Origin of the sequence: Ensifer sp. Root954 (assembly GCF_001429005.1) — a bacterium.
Lineage (GTDB): Bacteria > Pseudomonadota > Alphaproteobacteria > Rhizobiales > Rhizobiaceae > Ensifer > Ensifer adhaerens.
Genome location: NZ_LMJM01000014.1, coordinates 75955 through 90297, shown reverse-complemented (window position 1 = coordinate 90297; position 14343 = coordinate 75955). Strand labels below are relative to the sequence as shown.

16 protein-coding genes and 1 tRNA gene are annotated in these 14343 nt (G+C 60.9%); 5 read left to right on the top strand and 12 right to left on the bottom strand.

Annotated elements, in window-relative coordinates:
• Positions 1–74 precede the first annotated feature (74 nt).
• Complete coding sequence (locus tag ASE71_RS07750) at positions 75–737, bottom strand: DsbA family oxidoreductase (RefSeq protein WP_060517076.1); 663 nt, start codon at positions 735–737, stop codon at positions 75–77.
• Positions 738–825: 88 nt separating this feature from the next.
• Complete coding sequence (locus ASE71_RS07745; RefSeq protein ID WP_082566348.1) at positions 826–2640, bottom strand: extracellular solute-binding protein; 1815 nt, start codon at positions 2638–2640, stop codon at positions 826–828.
• 272 nt (positions 2641–2912) lie between these two features.
• On the opposite strand from ASE71_RS07745, the gene ASE71_RS07740 reads away from it, so the two are divergent.
• Positions 2913–3542, top strand: coding sequence for an invasion associated locus B family protein (locus tag ASE71_RS07740; protein ID WP_034791027.1), 630 nt, complete (start codon positions 2913–2915; stop codon positions 3540–3542).
• A 78-nt stretch (positions 3543–3620) separates the two neighbouring features.
• Here the strand turns inward: ASE71_RS07740 and hspQ are convergent, their stop codons facing one another.
• From hspQ to ASE71_RS07725, 3 genes are all read right to left on the bottom strand, one after another.
• A complete protein-coding gene (gene hspQ / locus ASE71_RS07735; RefSeq protein WP_034791060.1) occupies positions 3621–3950 on the bottom strand; it encodes a heat shock protein HspQ in 330 nt (109 codons plus the stop codon).
• Positions 3951–4233: 283 nt separating this feature from the next.
• Complete coding sequence (gene glnA / locus ASE71_RS07730; RefSeq protein ID WP_034791062.1) at positions 4234–5643, bottom strand: type I glutamate--ammonia ligase; 1410 nt, start codon at positions 5641–5643, stop codon at positions 4234–4236.
• A gap of 65 nt (positions 5644–5708) precedes the next feature.
• Positions 5709–6047 (bottom strand): P-II family nitrogen regulator, encoded by a 339-nt coding sequence (locus ASE71_RS07725; RefSeq protein ID WP_003528058.1) that lies wholly within the window; start codon positions 6045–6047, stop codon positions 5709–5711.
• A gap of 343 nt (positions 6048–6390) precedes the next feature.
• Here ASE71_RS07725 and ASE71_RS07720 point away from each other — a divergent pair, with 343 nt between their 5' ends.
• Positions 6391–7866, top strand: a complete 1476-nt coding sequence (locus ASE71_RS07720; protein ID WP_060517078.1) for a bifunctional ADP-dependent NAD(P)H-hydrate dehydratase/NAD(P)H-hydrate epimerase — start codon at positions 6391–6393, stop codon at positions 7864–7866.
• Between the two features lie 71 nt (positions 7867–7937).
• On the opposite strand, the gene gpt is transcribed toward ASE71_RS07720, so the two are convergent.
• Both gpt and ASE71_RS07710 read right to left on the bottom strand, forming a co-directional pair.
• Positions 7938–8435, bottom strand: a complete 498-nt coding sequence (gene gpt, locus ASE71_RS07715; RefSeq protein ID WP_034791068.1) for a xanthine phosphoribosyltransferase — start codon at positions 8433–8435, stop codon at positions 7938–7940.
• Between the two features lie 129 nt (positions 8436–8564).
• Positions 8565–9320 (bottom strand): competence/damage-inducible protein A, encoded by a 756-nt coding sequence (locus ASE71_RS07710; protein WP_060517080.1) that lies wholly within the window; start codon positions 9318–9320, stop codon positions 8565–8567.
• Positions 9321–9484: 164 nt separating this feature from the next.
• Here ASE71_RS07710 and wrbA point away from each other — a divergent pair, with 164 nt between their 5' ends.
• From wrbA to ASE71_RS07695, 3 genes are all read left to right on the top strand, one after another.
• Positions 9485–10084, top strand: a complete 600-nt coding sequence (wrbA, locus tag ASE71_RS07705) for an NAD(P)H:quinone oxidoreductase (protein ID WP_034791083.1) — start codon at positions 9485–9487, stop codon at positions 10082–10084.
• 229 nt (positions 10085–10313) lie between these two features.
• The gene (locus tag ASE71_RS07700) at positions 10314–10556 is read left to right on the top strand and encodes a DUF2188 domain-containing protein (RefSeq protein ID WP_034791085.1); all 243 of its coding nucleotides are present in this window, start codon (positions 10314–10316) and stop codon (positions 10554–10556) included.
• Positions 10557–10636: 80 nt separating this feature from the next.
• Positions 10637–10855, top strand: coding sequence for a hypothetical protein (locus ASE71_RS07695; RefSeq protein WP_034791089.1), 219 nt, complete (start codon positions 10637–10639; stop codon positions 10853–10855).
• A gap of 84 nt (positions 10856–10939) precedes the next feature.
• Here ASE71_RS07695 and ASE71_RS07690 read toward each other — a convergent pair.
• From ASE71_RS07690 to ASE71_RS07675, 5 genes are all read right to left on the bottom strand, one after another.
• Positions 10940–11024, bottom strand: a tRNA-Leu gene (locus ASE71_RS07690).
• 70 nt (positions 11025–11094) lie between these two features.
• Entirely contained in the window at positions 11095–11271 is a 177-nt protein-coding gene (locus ASE71_RS35655; protein ID WP_156400709.1) for a hypothetical protein, read from the bottom strand.
• A 184-nt stretch (positions 11272–11455) separates the two neighbouring features.
• Entirely contained in the window at positions 11456–12166 is a 711-nt protein-coding gene (locus ASE71_RS07685) for an HAD family hydrolase (protein ID WP_060517082.1), read from the bottom strand.
• A gap of 4 nt (positions 12167–12170) precedes the next feature.
• Entirely contained in the window at positions 12171–12761 is a 591-nt protein-coding gene (locus ASE71_RS07680) for a hypothetical protein (protein ID WP_060517085.1), read from the bottom strand.
• 81 nt (positions 12762–12842) lie between these two features.
• Complete coding sequence (locus ASE71_RS07675; protein WP_060517087.1) at positions 12843–14297, bottom strand: TrkH family potassium uptake protein; 1455 nt, start codon at positions 14295–14297, stop codon at positions 12843–12845.
• Between the last annotated feature and the right edge of the window lie 46 nt (positions 14298–14343).

Below are 14343 nucleotides of genomic sequence, written 5' to 3'. Positions count from 1 at the left end.
AAAACCGTACTGCCGCGTGGTGCGGCAGTACGGTCAAGGTCTGTCGAGCAAGTCTGTTTCAGGTCGTGCCGAGATCAGTTCGGCTTGCCGCTCGCCTTCATCTCGGCGATTTCGCGCAGCGCATTCGTCAATACATCGACCGATTGCGCGCCCATCACGGCATATTGTCCTTCGAGGATGAAGCAGGGAACGCCGGTTACGCCCATCTCGCGGGCCATGCCAACCTCTTCCTTGACCGCATCCTTGTCGGCATCGGAGCCAAGCAGAGCCGCAACGACGGGGCGATCGAGGCCTGCTTGCTCGGCGATATCGAGCAGGACCGCGTGATCACCGACATTGCGGCCTTCTTCAAAATTGGCCTTGAACAGCAAGCCGACGACGGCCGACTGCGCCTGCTCGCCGTTGGTCGCGGCCCAGCGGACAAGCCGATGAGCGTCAAGCGTGTTCGGGCTGATCTTCACCGCATCGAAGTCGAAGGCGATGCCGTCGGCATTGCCGAGTTCGCGCAGCGTGTCGTGGGCGCGATCGACGGCCGCCTGGCCGCCGAGCTTCTCGGCAAGATGCCGCTTGTGATCGATCCCCTCGGGCGGCAGGTCGGGATTGAGCTGGTAGGGGCGCCAATTGACCGTGACGAGCACGTCCGGAAGATTGGCAATCGCCTGGTCGAGCCGCGCCTTGCCGAGATAGCACCAGGGACAAACAACGTCCGAGACAATATCGATGCTGACGGTTTGCATGGTGTGGGCGCCTTTCCTTGTTCGGTTGAAGGCGAGATAAGCCGGTTTCATCCGGCTTTCAATGCGTTACCAAAAGGGAACCAACCCTCTATTGTGCGTTTTGATCCCACCAGGTCGGAAGCTGGTAGCCGTAGAGCGGCATGGTATCGGGCCGGCCGATATGCTTGCGTCGCGCCACCCACTGTGCGTCGAGGTGATAGAGCGGCACCAGATAGGAATTGTTGACGAGCAACCGGTCATGCGCACGCACCGCCGCCGTGAAGTCTTCGCTCGTGCGGGCCTGCAGGATGTTATTGACCATCCGGTCGACGTCCTTGTCGGCGACGCCGGCGAAGTTGTCGCTGCCCTGCCGGTCGCGCGCCTGTGAGGTCCAGCGCCCGGCCTGCTCGATGCCGGGTGACAGCGTCGAGGGGAAGGATTTGATGATCACGTCGTAGTCGAAGGACTGGCTGCGCTGCTGGTACTGCGAATCGTCGACAGTGCGCACGGACGCCTGGATGCCGAGAGGTGCGAGAAATCGCTGGTAGGCGAGGGCGATTTTTTCCTGGCCGGCATTCTGGCTCATGATCTCGAACGCGAGCGGTTTGCCCTGCGGGTCGACCATCTTGCCGTCCTTGATCTGATAGCCGGCCTCGCGCATCAGAGAGACGGCAACACGCAGCACGTTGCGATCGCGCCCGGACGCGTCGGTCACCGGCAGGCGATAGGTGCCGTCGAGGATCGCCGGGTTGATTCGATCGCGGGCGTCGCCGATCAGGCCGAGTTCGCGGTCGTCGGCCGGTGCGCCGAGAAAACTCAGCGCCGAGTTCTGCCAATAGCTCTGCGTGCGCGTATAGGCGCTGTCGAAGAGGTTCTTGTTGACCCACTCGAAGTCGAAGACCAGCGCCAGGCCCTGGCGGAGCTTCAAGTTGTCGAACATCGGCCTGCGGGTATTGAAGACGATGCCGAGCATGCCGGACGGCGTCTTCGGCGTGAAGGTTTCCTTGACGACGTCGCCGGAACGAACCGCCGGGAAATCGTAGCCGCGCGCCCATTTGGTGGCGCTGCCTTCCGGATAGATGTCGATCTCGCCCTTCTTGAAGGCTTCGAACAGCGAGTTCTCCTGGAGGAAATACTCCACGGAGATCTCGTCGTAATTGTCCTGGCCGACCTTCGAGGGCAGGTCCTTGGCCCAATAGTCCGGGTTTCGCTTGTAGACGATGCGCTCGCCCGGTTTGACCTCTGCGACGCGGTAGGGGCCGGAGCCGAGCGGCGGCTTCAGCGTGGTCTGGTCGAAGGTCGCAAGGTCGATGGCATGTTTCGGCAGCACCGGCGACAGGCCGAGCAGGAGCGGCAGCTCGCGGTCGGCATCCTCGGTGAAGGTAAAGCGCACGCTGCGCTCCCCGACCTTTTCGAGCTTCGCCACCTTGGCCATGCGGTTGCTGAAGGGGACACGCCCCTTGTCACGCAGCAGCTCAAAGCTGAAGATCACGTCCTCGGCGGTAACAGGTTGCCCGTCGGCCCAGCGGGCCTTCGGGTTGAGATTGAACTGGATGAAGGTCCGGTCGTCATCCCACTCCACTGTTTCGGCGAGCAGGCCATACATGGTGAAGGCCTCGTCGCGCGAACGCTGCATCAGCGATTCGTAGACGAGGTTGCCGTATTCCGGATCCCACATGCCGCGCGCGGTGGTGCGCATGCTCTTCAGGATGAAGGGATTGAGGCTGTCGAAGCTGCCGACGACGCCATAGGAGATCTTTCCACCCTTTTTTACGTCCGGATTGACGTAGGGAAAGTTCTTGAAATCGGCAGGCAGCGCCGGCTCTCCGTGCATGGCAATCGCATGCACGGGAGCGGCTGCCGCAGCAGTGCCGAATGAAGTGGCGGTCAGGATCAGCGCCAGACCGGAAAGAATTGCACGCAAGGTCACCTCCCGTGAGGGGTATCAACAGGCCGATTCCCCGAACGTTACCAATGCCGACGGATGAATCCAACCGATCCGCGGTCCAAATTCCGCCTAGTATGAAGTCAAAAAATGACAGGAAACACTGGATAATCGAAGCGAGCCAATGTAACAGGTGTTTCCGGAAACGGGGTCATGCATTTGCCTTATTTGGCCAACAGGACAACGGCGGCTGACGATACTCACCTGCGGAACAACTGTTCCGTTACCGGATTTCAGGAGACGGAATCACAATGATCTTCAAGTCGAATATTGCAAAACGTTCGGGCATGGCAGCGCTGGCGCTCACTGTGGCTGCTGCGGGCGTTCCGAGCGTTGCGTCTGCACAGCAGGCTGGCGGCAAGCCGCCGCAGGGCTGGTTCAAGGTTTGCACCAAGCAGGAAGACAACGATGTCTGCATCGTTCAGAACCTGCTGACCGCCAACAACGGCCAGCTCGTGACCGCTGTCGGCCTCATCACCGTCTCCGGCAAGGTCAACCGCAAGATCATGCAGGTTTCCGTACCGTCCGCGCGCCTCATTCCGACCGGCGTTCAGATGCAGATCGACGGCGGCAAGCCGGTCAAGCTCGACTACGCCATCTGCATGCCCGACAAGTGCGTTGCAGAAGCGCCGCTTTCCGACCAGCTGATCGCCAGCCTGAAGAAGGGCAATGAGGTCGTCTTCACCTCGGTCAACTTCCAGCGCGCTCCGAACCCGATCAAGATGGCCCTGACGGGCTTCACCGGTGTGTTCGACGGCGAGCCGATCGAGCAGTCGCAGCTCGAAGAGCGTCAGCGCCTGCTGCAGGAAGAAATGCAGAAGAAGGCCGAGGACGCGCGCAAGAAGCTTGAAGAAGCCCAGAAGGCTGCCAAGCAGAACTAAGCGGTCCTCCGCAAACTCATAAAGAAACGCCCGGACCTCGCGGTCCGGGCGTTTTCATTTGTTCGAGAGCGCAGTGCCTTAGTGCCGGAACGTCGCCTTGGGCCTGTAGTGGCCGACGCCATCCTTGTCGAACAGGGCATCGACTTGCGCGTGGCGCATCGGCCGGTCGCTGTCGTCGAATTCCAGGTTCTGCTCGGAGACGTAGGCGACATACTCGCTGTCGTCGTTCTCGGCGAACAGGTGATAGAAGGGCTGATCCTTGCTCGGGCGGATCTCCTGCGGAATGGCGTTCCACCACTCCTCGGTGTTGGCGTATTCCGGGTCGACGTCGAAAATGACGCCGCGGAACGGGAAAACCCGATGGCGAACCACCTGTCCGATCTCGAATTTGGCGTTTCTCTGTTTCATGACGCAACACATCCTTTCAGGAGATTATCTGGGTTGGCGAACCCAAAACATCAATAGGGAATTCCCTACACCCTCCATTGATCGATCTCGCCGCGCGTGTCCCGCGGACGCGCAAAAGTTGTTGGCAACATAATATCACACAATTCGACGGTTTCGTGCCGCTCCTTGTTCAGGGCGCTCGCAATCGTGCGCGCCAAAGAAAAGGCCGGCGGCTCCGTTTGAGGAGCCGCCGGCCCTTGAGCACGGCTTGAACCGGTTGCCGATGCCGCCGGTTCCAATGGTTTTAGACCGAGTAGTACATGTCGTACTCGACCGGATGCGGGGTCATTTCGAAGCGCATGACTTCCTGCATCTTCAGTTCGATGAAGGAATCGATCTGGTCGTCGTCGAAGACGCCGCCGGCCGTCAGGTACTTGCGGTCCTTGTCGAGGCTTTCCAGCGCTTCGCGCAGCGAGCCGCAAACGGTCGGGATCTTCTTCAGTTCCTTCGGCGGCAGGTCATAAAGGTCCTTGTCCATGGCCTTGCCGGGGTGCAGCTTGTTCTTGATGCCGTCGAGGCCGGCCATCAGCATGGCTGCGAAGGCGAGGTAGGGGTTGGCGGTCGGGTCCGGGAAACGGACTTCGACGCGCTTGGCCTTCGGGTTGGTGCCGAACGGAATGCGGCACGAAGCCGAACGGTTGCGTGCCGAATAGGCGAGCAGAACCGGTGCTTCATAGCCCGGGACGAGACGCTTGTAGGAGTTCGTCGACGGGTTGGTGAAGGCGTTCAGCGACTTGGCATGCTTGATGATGCCGCCGATGAAGTAGAGGCAGGATTCCGACAGGCCGGCATATTCATCGCCGGCGAAGGTCGGCTTGCCGTCCTTCCAGATCGACAGGTGTACGTGCATGCCCGAGCCGTTGTCGCCGAAGATCGGCTTCGGCATGAAGGTTGCCGTCTTGCCATAGGCATTGGCGACCTGGTGCACGACGTACTTGTAGATCTGCATCTTGTCGGCGTTGCGCACCAGCGCGTCGAACTTGACGCCGAGCTCGTGCTGGGCGGCCGCCACTTCGTGGTGATGCTTTTCGACGGTGACGCCCATTTCGGACAGAACCGTCAGCATTTCAGAGCGCATGTCCTGGCAGCTGTCGATCGGCGGAACCGGGAAGTAGCCGCCCTTGACGCGTGGGCGGTGGCCGAGGTTGCCGGTCTCATAATCGGTGTCGTCGTTCGACGGCAGTTCCGAGGAGTCGAGCTTGAAGCCGGTGTTGTACGGGTCGGCCTTGTACTTGACGTCGTCGAAGACGAAGAATTCTGCTTCCGGGCCAACGAAGACGGTGTCGCCGATGCCGGATGCCTTGAGGTAGGCTTCAGCCTTCTTGGCCGTGCCGCGCGGGTCGCGGTTGTAGGATTCGCCCGAAACCGGATCGAGAATGTCGCAGATGATGACCATCGTCGACTGCGCGAAGAACGGGTCCATATGCGCTGTTTCCGGATCGGGCATCAGCACCATGTCGGACTCGTTGATGGCCTTCCAGCCGCCAATCGAGGAACCGTCGAACATGACGCCATCGGCGAACATGTCTTCGTCGACGCAGACCACATCCATCGTTACGTGCTGCAGCTTGCCCTTGGGATCGGTAAAGCGCAGGTCGACGAACTTGACGTCGTTGTCCTTGATTTGCTTCAGAATATCGCTTGCAGTCGTCATTTGCCGTTATTCCCTGTGTGAGATGACGAGGATTTGAAAAGAACCGGGCCGAACGGCCCGTGATGTCAGATGGCGTCGAGGCCGGTTTCGCCCGTGCGAATTCGGATGACTTCTTCCACATTGGAAACGAAAATCTTTCCGTCACCAATGCGGCCGGTTTGCGCGGCGTTGCGGATCGCCTCGATGACGGCCTCCGCGTTTTCATCCGCCAGCACGACTTCGACCTTTACCTTCGGCAGGAAGTCCACCACGTATTCGGCGCCGCGATACAGCTCCGTGTGACCCTTCTGCCGCCCGAAGCCCTTGGCTTCCGTGACGGTGATACCCTGCAGACCGACTTCCTGAAGGGCTTCCTTCACTTCGTCGAGCTTGAAGGGCTTAATGATCGCTTCGATCTTTTTCATGAGAAAATGTCTCTCCGCTTCTCCCTTGAAAGCAGGATCATGCCCGCTCGCCCTGAATATGCACGTTGCATGCCAGTTTTTCTGCGAAAATCTGTCAGAACGACAAAAAATCTGCTGTCGGCGCGCCGATTGCGGGATTTCCATACCTTCGGCGGGGCCGATCTGCCTATTTTTTATGATTTCCGATCTAGAGATGCCCGCTTTTTGCGGCGTCTCCACGTCATTGCTGGCGCAAAGCTTGTTATTTGAGCAACAATTATGTGCAAATGCATGATTTTAAGGCAATCGTGGCGGCGGAGCTGAGACCTTGCTTCACGCGCGCGGGCATGGATAAGTCTGGCGCATGCGCTCCGACCTTCAGCACCTGTTGATCACGCCCGCCGAAATGACGGCAATCGACCGGGCGGCAGCCCAATCCGGCATCGATAGCTTTACGCTGATGCGCAACGCCGGACTGGCGGTGACGGCGGCGGCCCTGCGACATTTTCCGGATGCCTGCCGCTTCGTCGTTCTCTGCGGTCCAGGCAACAATGGCGGCGATGGTTACGTTGCGGCCCGCGGCCTTGCCGAAAGTGGGGCGGATGTCGCGGTGTTCGTCCTCGGCGATCCCGCCAGGCTTCAAGGCGATGCAGCGCGGGCCTGGTCCGACTGGAGTGGTCCTGCTGCGCCAATCTCTGCATTCGAACCACAGGCTGGCGATGTCGTCATCGATGCGCTCTTTGGGGCGGGCTTGTCACGCGACCTCCCGGACGACGTCGTTCACCTTATAGAACGGGTCAATGCCAGCGGCGTTCCGGTCTTTGCCATCGATCTGCCGAGCGGCATCGACGGCCGAACGGGCGAGATCCGGGGCGCCGCCTTTGCCGCTCGCCACACCGTCACGTTCATGGCGCCCAAGCCCGGTCATTGGCTTCTGCCCGGGCGATCCCTCTGCGGCACACTCGAGGTGTTCGATATCGGCATTCCCGCGCGGATTGTGCGTGCCGGTGCAGGTTCGCTGCGCCTCAACGCGCCGTTCCTCTGGGCGGGCTGGGGAGGTGACCTGGCGGCCTCGACGCACAAGTTCAAGCGCGGGCATCTGGTCGTTTTCTCAGGCGACCGCCAGGCAACGGGCGCGGCGCGACTTTCGGCGGCAGCGGGCCTTGCGGCTGGCGCTGGCCTGGTTACCGTCGCCACCGGCAAGGCCGCGCTCGGCATCAATGCGTCTCATCTGACGGCGGTGATGGTGAAGGAGATAGACGGAAGGCGGGAGCTTACCAAATGGCTACAGGACCAGCGCCTGGGAAGCTTCGTGCTTGGGCCGGGTTTTGGCATCGGCAAGACGGCGAGGGACTTTGCGCTTGCGCTCTGCGATCGCTCTCTGGTGCTCGACGCCGATGGCATCACCTCGTTCCAGACGAACCCCGGCGAACTGTTCGCGGCGCTGGCGAAAGGCGGCGGGCAAATGGTGATGACGCCGCATGACGGCGAGTTCGCTCGCCTCTTTGCGGAGATCGCCGGAGACCATGGGCTTTCGAAGATCGAGAAGGCGCAGGCCGCCGCGCGGGCGAGCCATGCCGTGATCGTCTACAAGGGCGCCGACACCGTCGTTGCCGCGCCGGACGGACGGGCCGTCGTCAACAACAATGCGCCGCCGTGGCTGGCAACCGCCGGATCAGGGGACGTACTTGCCGGCATCGTCGGCGCACATCTGGCGAAAGGAATGCCGGCCTTCGAAGCGGCGGCCGCAGCGGTCTGGCGCCATGGCGCAGCGGGCGCCAAGGCAGGGCCAAGCTTGACCGCTGAAACGCTGATCGGCGCGATACCGCCGATCAGCTGATCGAAAACGCGCGGCCCGACAAGTCACCGTTTGGAAAGGCGACGTACGCCGCATCCGGAACGTATGGGCAGTTAGCCGCGCGTGCCCTTGGCGATCGGCTCCTGGTAGGTGAAGCCCAAGTCCCAGGGGAAATAGATCCAGGTGTCCTGGCTGACTTCGGTCACGAAGGTGTCGACGAGCGGCCGGCCCTTCGGCTTTGCGTAGACGGCAGCGAAATGCGCCTTCGGCAGCATTGCCCGTACTTCGGCCGCGGTCTTGCCGGTGTCCGTCAGGTCGTCGACGATCAGCACGCCTTCACCGCCGTCCTTGGTGATTTCAGGCGTGATGCCCTTCAGCACTTTCATCTGCCCCTGCGTGTCGTAGTCATGGTAGGAGGCGACGCAGACGGTTTCGATCATCCGGATATTGAGTTCGCGCGAAATGATCGCAGCCGGAACCAGGCCGCCACGGGTGATGCAAACCATGGCACGCCATTCCTGGCCGTTGTCGGCCAGCCGCCAGGCAAGCGCCCGGGCATCGCGGTGGAACTGGTCCCAGGAAACGGGAAAGGCTTTATCGGGCAGCGACATGGGTGGGCTCCGGCTTGTCTGAACGAGGGTAAGGCGAAGCGTCCGGCAGATCGGGCAGGCGGGAACGCGTCATCCTGATTTGCCGACATGCAATAACGGCATTGAGGCCTTGAGTGCAAGGGCTTCGCGCTATCCCTTTGCCCGCGCGTCGGCGATTGCCTGGATCATGGCCTGGACATCAGCCTCCGCTGCAGCAAGCGCTTCCGGATCGCGGGCCCGCACGACGATATCCGTCGAGAAGGTCTTGCCGTCAAATTTCGGGTAGGAGCCGATGCTCGTCTCCGGATGGTTCTTCTGCACTTCGGTTAGCGGGCTGCCGATATCGCCCTCGCCGAACGGCGAGCGTACGGTGCGGGAGAGGAGGGGCGAGCCGACGTTCAGGCCGGGCAGCAGCGCGTCGAGCATGGCCTGGAAGACCTGCGGCACGCCCGCCATGACATGCACGTTGCCGATGGCGAAGCCCGGCGCTGTCGATACCGGGTTCGGGATATGGCGTGCACCGAGTGGCATGCGCGCCATGCGCTTGCGCGCGTCGGTAAACTCCATGTTGCGGCGTTCGTACATGGCGCCGAGCAGCGCCATCGCTTCGGGCTCGTAGATGCATTCGACGCCGAAGGCGCGAGACACGGCATCGGCCGTGATGTCGTCATGCGTCGGACCGATGCCGCCGGATGTGAAGACGTAATCGTAGCGGCTGCGCACCGCATTGATCGCCTCGACGATCGCCGCCTCGTCGTCGGCGACGATGCGCACTTCCTTCAGGTCGATGCCGACCATGGTCATCATGTCGGCGAGGTGACCGATGTTCTTGTCCTTGGTTCGCCCCGACAGAAGTTCGTCGCCGATGGCGACCATGGCGGCAGTGACGACTTTTATGCTGCTCATCGGGTGATCCTGTTTGTTTAGTCAGTCATTTAACAGTGAATTATTATTGTTCACATTGCGAGAACAGTCTGTTTCCCGGACGGCTCCTGGCATGCGGCTGCATTTTGATAAATCTTCCGCGCAGCAGTGATCAAGTGGGATCGCTTGTATCCAAAGGAGCAATTATGGCCAAGGTTCTCGTTCTCTACTATTCGGCATACGGACACGTCGAAACCATGGCTTACGCCGTGGCCGAAGGCGCCAAGTCTGCCGGCGCCGAAGTCGACGTCAAGCGCGTTCCGGAACTGGTGCCGGACGAGATCGCCAAGGCCTCTCATTTCAAGCTCGACCAGGCCGCGCCGATCGCCCATGTCGAGGAGCTTGCCCAATACGACGCGATCATCTTCGGCGCCGGCACGCGCTTCGGCACCGTTGCTTCGCAGATGCGCAACTTCATCGATCAGACGGGCAGCCTGTGGGCGTCTGGCAAGCTGGTCGGCAAGGTCGGCTCGGTCTTCACGTCCTCGGCCACCCAGCATGGCGGTCAGGAATCCACGATCCTCGGCTTCATTCCGACGCTGATGCATCACGGCATGGTCGTCGCTGGTCTTCCCTATGCCTTCCAGGGCCAGATGGGCCTCGACGAAATCAAGGGCGGCTCGCCCTATGGCGCCTCGACGATCACCGATGCCGACGGCTCACGCCAGCCGTCCGAGGTCGAACTCCAGGCGGCCCGCTTCCAGGGCGCACACGTCGCCAAGATCGCTGCGAAGCTTTCGGCCTGATCATTTCGACGCAATCGTTTCAAGAGCTTAGGCGGCGCCGCAAGGGGCCGCCTTTTTGTTTTGCGGCTAGCCTTTCCGGGTGATTCGCTAATGTGGCAATTCCTACCACACTTGTGCTAATATCCGCGGCGTTCGGCATTGAGTATGCCTTTGACGAGGAGGAATGCAGGGCCGTGCGGCAACGGCCCGCCGAAGACGGAAACGTCTTTCGGATTATCGGGAGGGAAGTATGGCGCGAATTACGTACACCATCGTTCCTCATGACGGCGGATGGGCCTATAAGGCCGCCGACGCCTTTTCGGAACCCTTTCCCAACCGCGAAACGGCGCTTGCCGCCGCCAAGGCCGCCGCCGCCGAACAGCAAGTCGGCGGCGACGACGAGGAGATCAGCTTCCAGGACGAAGAGGGCCACTGGCACTTCGAACACACGGATGGCGGCGATCGGCCTGAAGCGACCGTCGAAGACGGCTGAAACGGTCAAGGCGACCGGCTCATTGCGAACACATAGCGTTTAGTATTGCGTGCACACCATCTCTCCACGGAGGATATTCGATGCACTACAGCGTTCAGATCTTCACCTGGACCCCGCGGCAGGGTGTCCACCAGGTCGGATCGGCAATCGAGGTGGACGCCCCCAATTCCAAGGCGGCAGCGGTCTCGCTTCTCGGCCTCAGGCTGGAAAACCAGGGATGCGCAACGAAACTCGCCGTCCGCGTCTGGCACGACGACGCCTACCAGGCGGAATGCGATTGTTATTACTACAACAACTGAGCGGCCAGTCTCGCCGGCGCAACGTCTCGCTCTCCTGAGAGCGTCGGACGCGCCTATCCTGTTGATCCTTGAAAACCGATTGCCTGGTGCGGGCGGCGGGGATCGAACCCGCACAGCCGAGGCCGAGGGATTTTAAGTCCCTTGCGTCTACCAGTTTCGCCACGCCCGCATACAGCCTAGATCAAACACTCAGGTCAAACAGTCAAGGGTGATCAGGGGTTTCGGGGTGGACAACGCGCTTAGGCGCGCTGTTCTCTCGTCTTCATGAAGTAGAAGACGGCCGCGGCAATCAGTGCCCCAAGGCCGTAGACGATAAACGCGTCGACAAACGGCCAGCCCGAATTGAACGAGTGGATGGCGGGTGCGGGAAACAACAGAACCGCCAAACCCGCGAGGCGCGACGAAAAGACGCTCAAAGCCGAAACCTTCCGCAGCAACCAATGAGCATGCCCACCACCACCATCGATATCGCTGCACCGAAAACAAGCGCCAACATTGGTTCCCCTCATCTAAGCCACCATGGGGACGATAAGCTGATGCGTGTATCATCGATACGCATCAGCTTATAGTTTCAATCGACTTGGCGCTTGCGGACGACAGTCAAGCCTTCAGTGTCAAGCGCTCAAGGACCGTGGCCAACCCGCCGAGATCCGCAATCTCGCGAAAACGCGGATGGTCCTCCGGCTTATCGTGGTGTTCGAACGACCAGGTGAGCGCGTGCGGGACATAGACACCCCAGCTTCCGGCACCGAGTGCAGGCACGATATCCGACTTCAGCGAATTGCCGACCATCATGCTTTTCAGCGCTCCGTCGCCGTGGCGTTTGAAGATGCGCTCGTAGGTGGCGACGGTCTTGTCGCTGACGATCTCGACGGCGTTGAAGTAGTCGCCAAGGCCGGAGGCGGCGAGCTTGCGCTCCTGGTCGAAGAGATCGCCCTTGGTGATCATGACAAGGCGAAAATGGCCGTGAAGCGCCTCGAGGGTTTCCTTGACATGCGGCAGCGGTTCGACCGGGTGCACGAGCATGTCGCGCCCAGCGGCGAGGATCTCGGCAATGACGGAGGAGGGCACCTTGCCATCGGTGACGTCGACGGCGGTTTCGACCATGGAGAGCACGAAGCCCTTGATGCCGAAGCCATAGAGCCCAAGGTTGCGCTTCTCTGCGGCAAGCAGCCGGTCGGAGAGATGTTCGGTGTCGGTGTGCGGCCTCAGAAGCTCGGCGAAGCGCGCTTCCGTCAGCCGGAAGAACTGCTCGTTCTGCCAGAGTGTATCGTCGGCATCGAAGCCGACGGTCGTTACAGTATGGGGCATAATATTACGGTCCGGCAATCTTGAAGGGTTGGTCGACGCTGGCGCTTTTGCCGCTGTTGACGTCATTGAAGTGGAAGCGCAGCACATAGTCGCCGGCGGGCGCGCCGGAAACGTCGATGGTCAGCGTCGAATAGATTTCCTGGTTTCTGAGGTGGCCTGTGAAGGTGAAATCGCCGAACGCCTTCTGGCCGGCGAGCACGTCGCCCTTCGGATTGAGAATATCGAAATCCACGGTGAAGTGGCTTTCGAGTTGGCCTTTCGTTGCCGAATCCTTCCAGGTGAGGCCGATCGGCTCGATATAGGAGATCAGCGACTCTCCCTCCTTGAAGACTGCGCCGTCGCGCGGATCGTACATGGCGTAGCCAGTCGGCGCCTTGGTTACGAAAACCGCCTTGCCGATCGCCAGCGGCAACGTTTGCGAAAAGTCGCTCATCGCCTGGCGGAGCAGGTCATGGGCTTTCGCCGCGTCGCCGGAAGCCGCGAGCTTTTCGGCCTGCACCGCCGCGTCGGCAAGCGGGCCGGCATGGGCCGCGAGACCAGCCGAAAGCGTCACGGCGGCGGTCAGCATCGCCAGACGACGTATATGTTTCACCATGACGTTCCCCCATCGCCGGTTTCGACCGACTTTCGGCATCTGCTGCACCGAGTCAAGACGATAGGGCCGCCAGGCGAATGGTCAATGCTTCCAGAAGACCGGCGTCAGGATTACCAGCACGGTCAGCACTTCGAGACGACCGAGCAGCATCATCAGCGACAGCAGATAGAGTTCGGGATCGCGGAGCGTCGAGAAGTTGCCGGCCGGCCCGATGATCGGACCAAGGCCCGGGCCGACATTGGAAAGGCAGGTAATGACGGCCGAGGTGGCGGTGACCAGATCGTAGCCGAGCGCGCCCATAGCGAGACTGCCGAGCACCCAGAGCAGCATATAGGTGATGAAGAACAGGAAGATGGAACGTTGCGTGTCCGCGTCGACGGTGTTGCCGCCATAGCGCACCGCATAGATCGCATTGGGGTAGACGATCTTGTTCAAACCCGACCGGATCGCATTGAAGAGCACGATGAAGCGATAGGCCTTGATGCCACCGGCGGTCGAGCCGGAGCAACCGCCCATGAAGGTGGCGATGAAGGCTGCGATGACGACGAAGGGCCCCCAGAGGCTGTAGTCCTGGCTGGCATAGCCGCTGGTCGAGAGGATAGAGGTGATGTTGAAGAAGGAGTGTGCCAGAGCCAGATGGAATTCCACGCCATTGGCGAGCCGATGATAGACGGCAACGGCAATCGAGAAGGCCGAGAGATAGCCGAGGAACACGATGATCTGCGGGTCGCGCAGCGCATCCAGCCTGCCACGGGCGACCAGCACGCTCAGGATCGAGAAGGGTAGGCTGCAAAGCGCCATGAAGAAGGTGGCGGTCCAGAGCAGCGGAATGCTGCCGAAATAGGCGAAGGATGCGTCATGGGTGGAAAAGCCACCCGTCGCCACCGTCGACATCGCGTGGTTGATCGCATCGAAGCGGTTCATGCCCGTCAGGAAATAGCCGATCGTGCAGAGAAGCGTGATGACGACATAGATCGCGAGGAAAGCGCGGCTGAAGCTCGCGAGCCGGGCAAATGGTTTGTCGCCGGTGTCGGAGGATTCCATCTTGAAGAACGACATGCCGCCGACCCTGAGATAGGGGATGATGAACAGGCCGAGCACGACGATGCCGATGCCGCCGAGCCAGCACAAAAGTGACCGCCAGAGGAGGAGCCCGGGCGGCGCATCGTCCAGACCGACGATCACTGTCGCACCGGTCGTCGTGATGGCCGAGACGGATTCGAACAGTGCCTGGGCAAAATCGAGCTTCATCGATGACAGCCAGAGCGGGATCGCGCCGACAACCGAGAACACGGCCCACAGCATATTGACGAGAACAAAGCCGAACTTCTTGGAGAAGGGCGGCGGGCCCATGCGCGTCGCCATGAAGGTCGCAAGCGAAAGGCCGCCGACCATGAACGCCGAAGCGGCAAAGATCTGCCAATCCGAATGGCCGTAATAGAGATCGACCATCGCCGGCACCAACATGGCGCAGGCAAGATATATGCCGAGGATCGCCGAAATGTGCACGGCATGCCGGATCAGGGTTGCGTTCAAGCGTTTATTTCCCGGAAGAACAGTGTGGCCGTGCCGGTGGAACGGT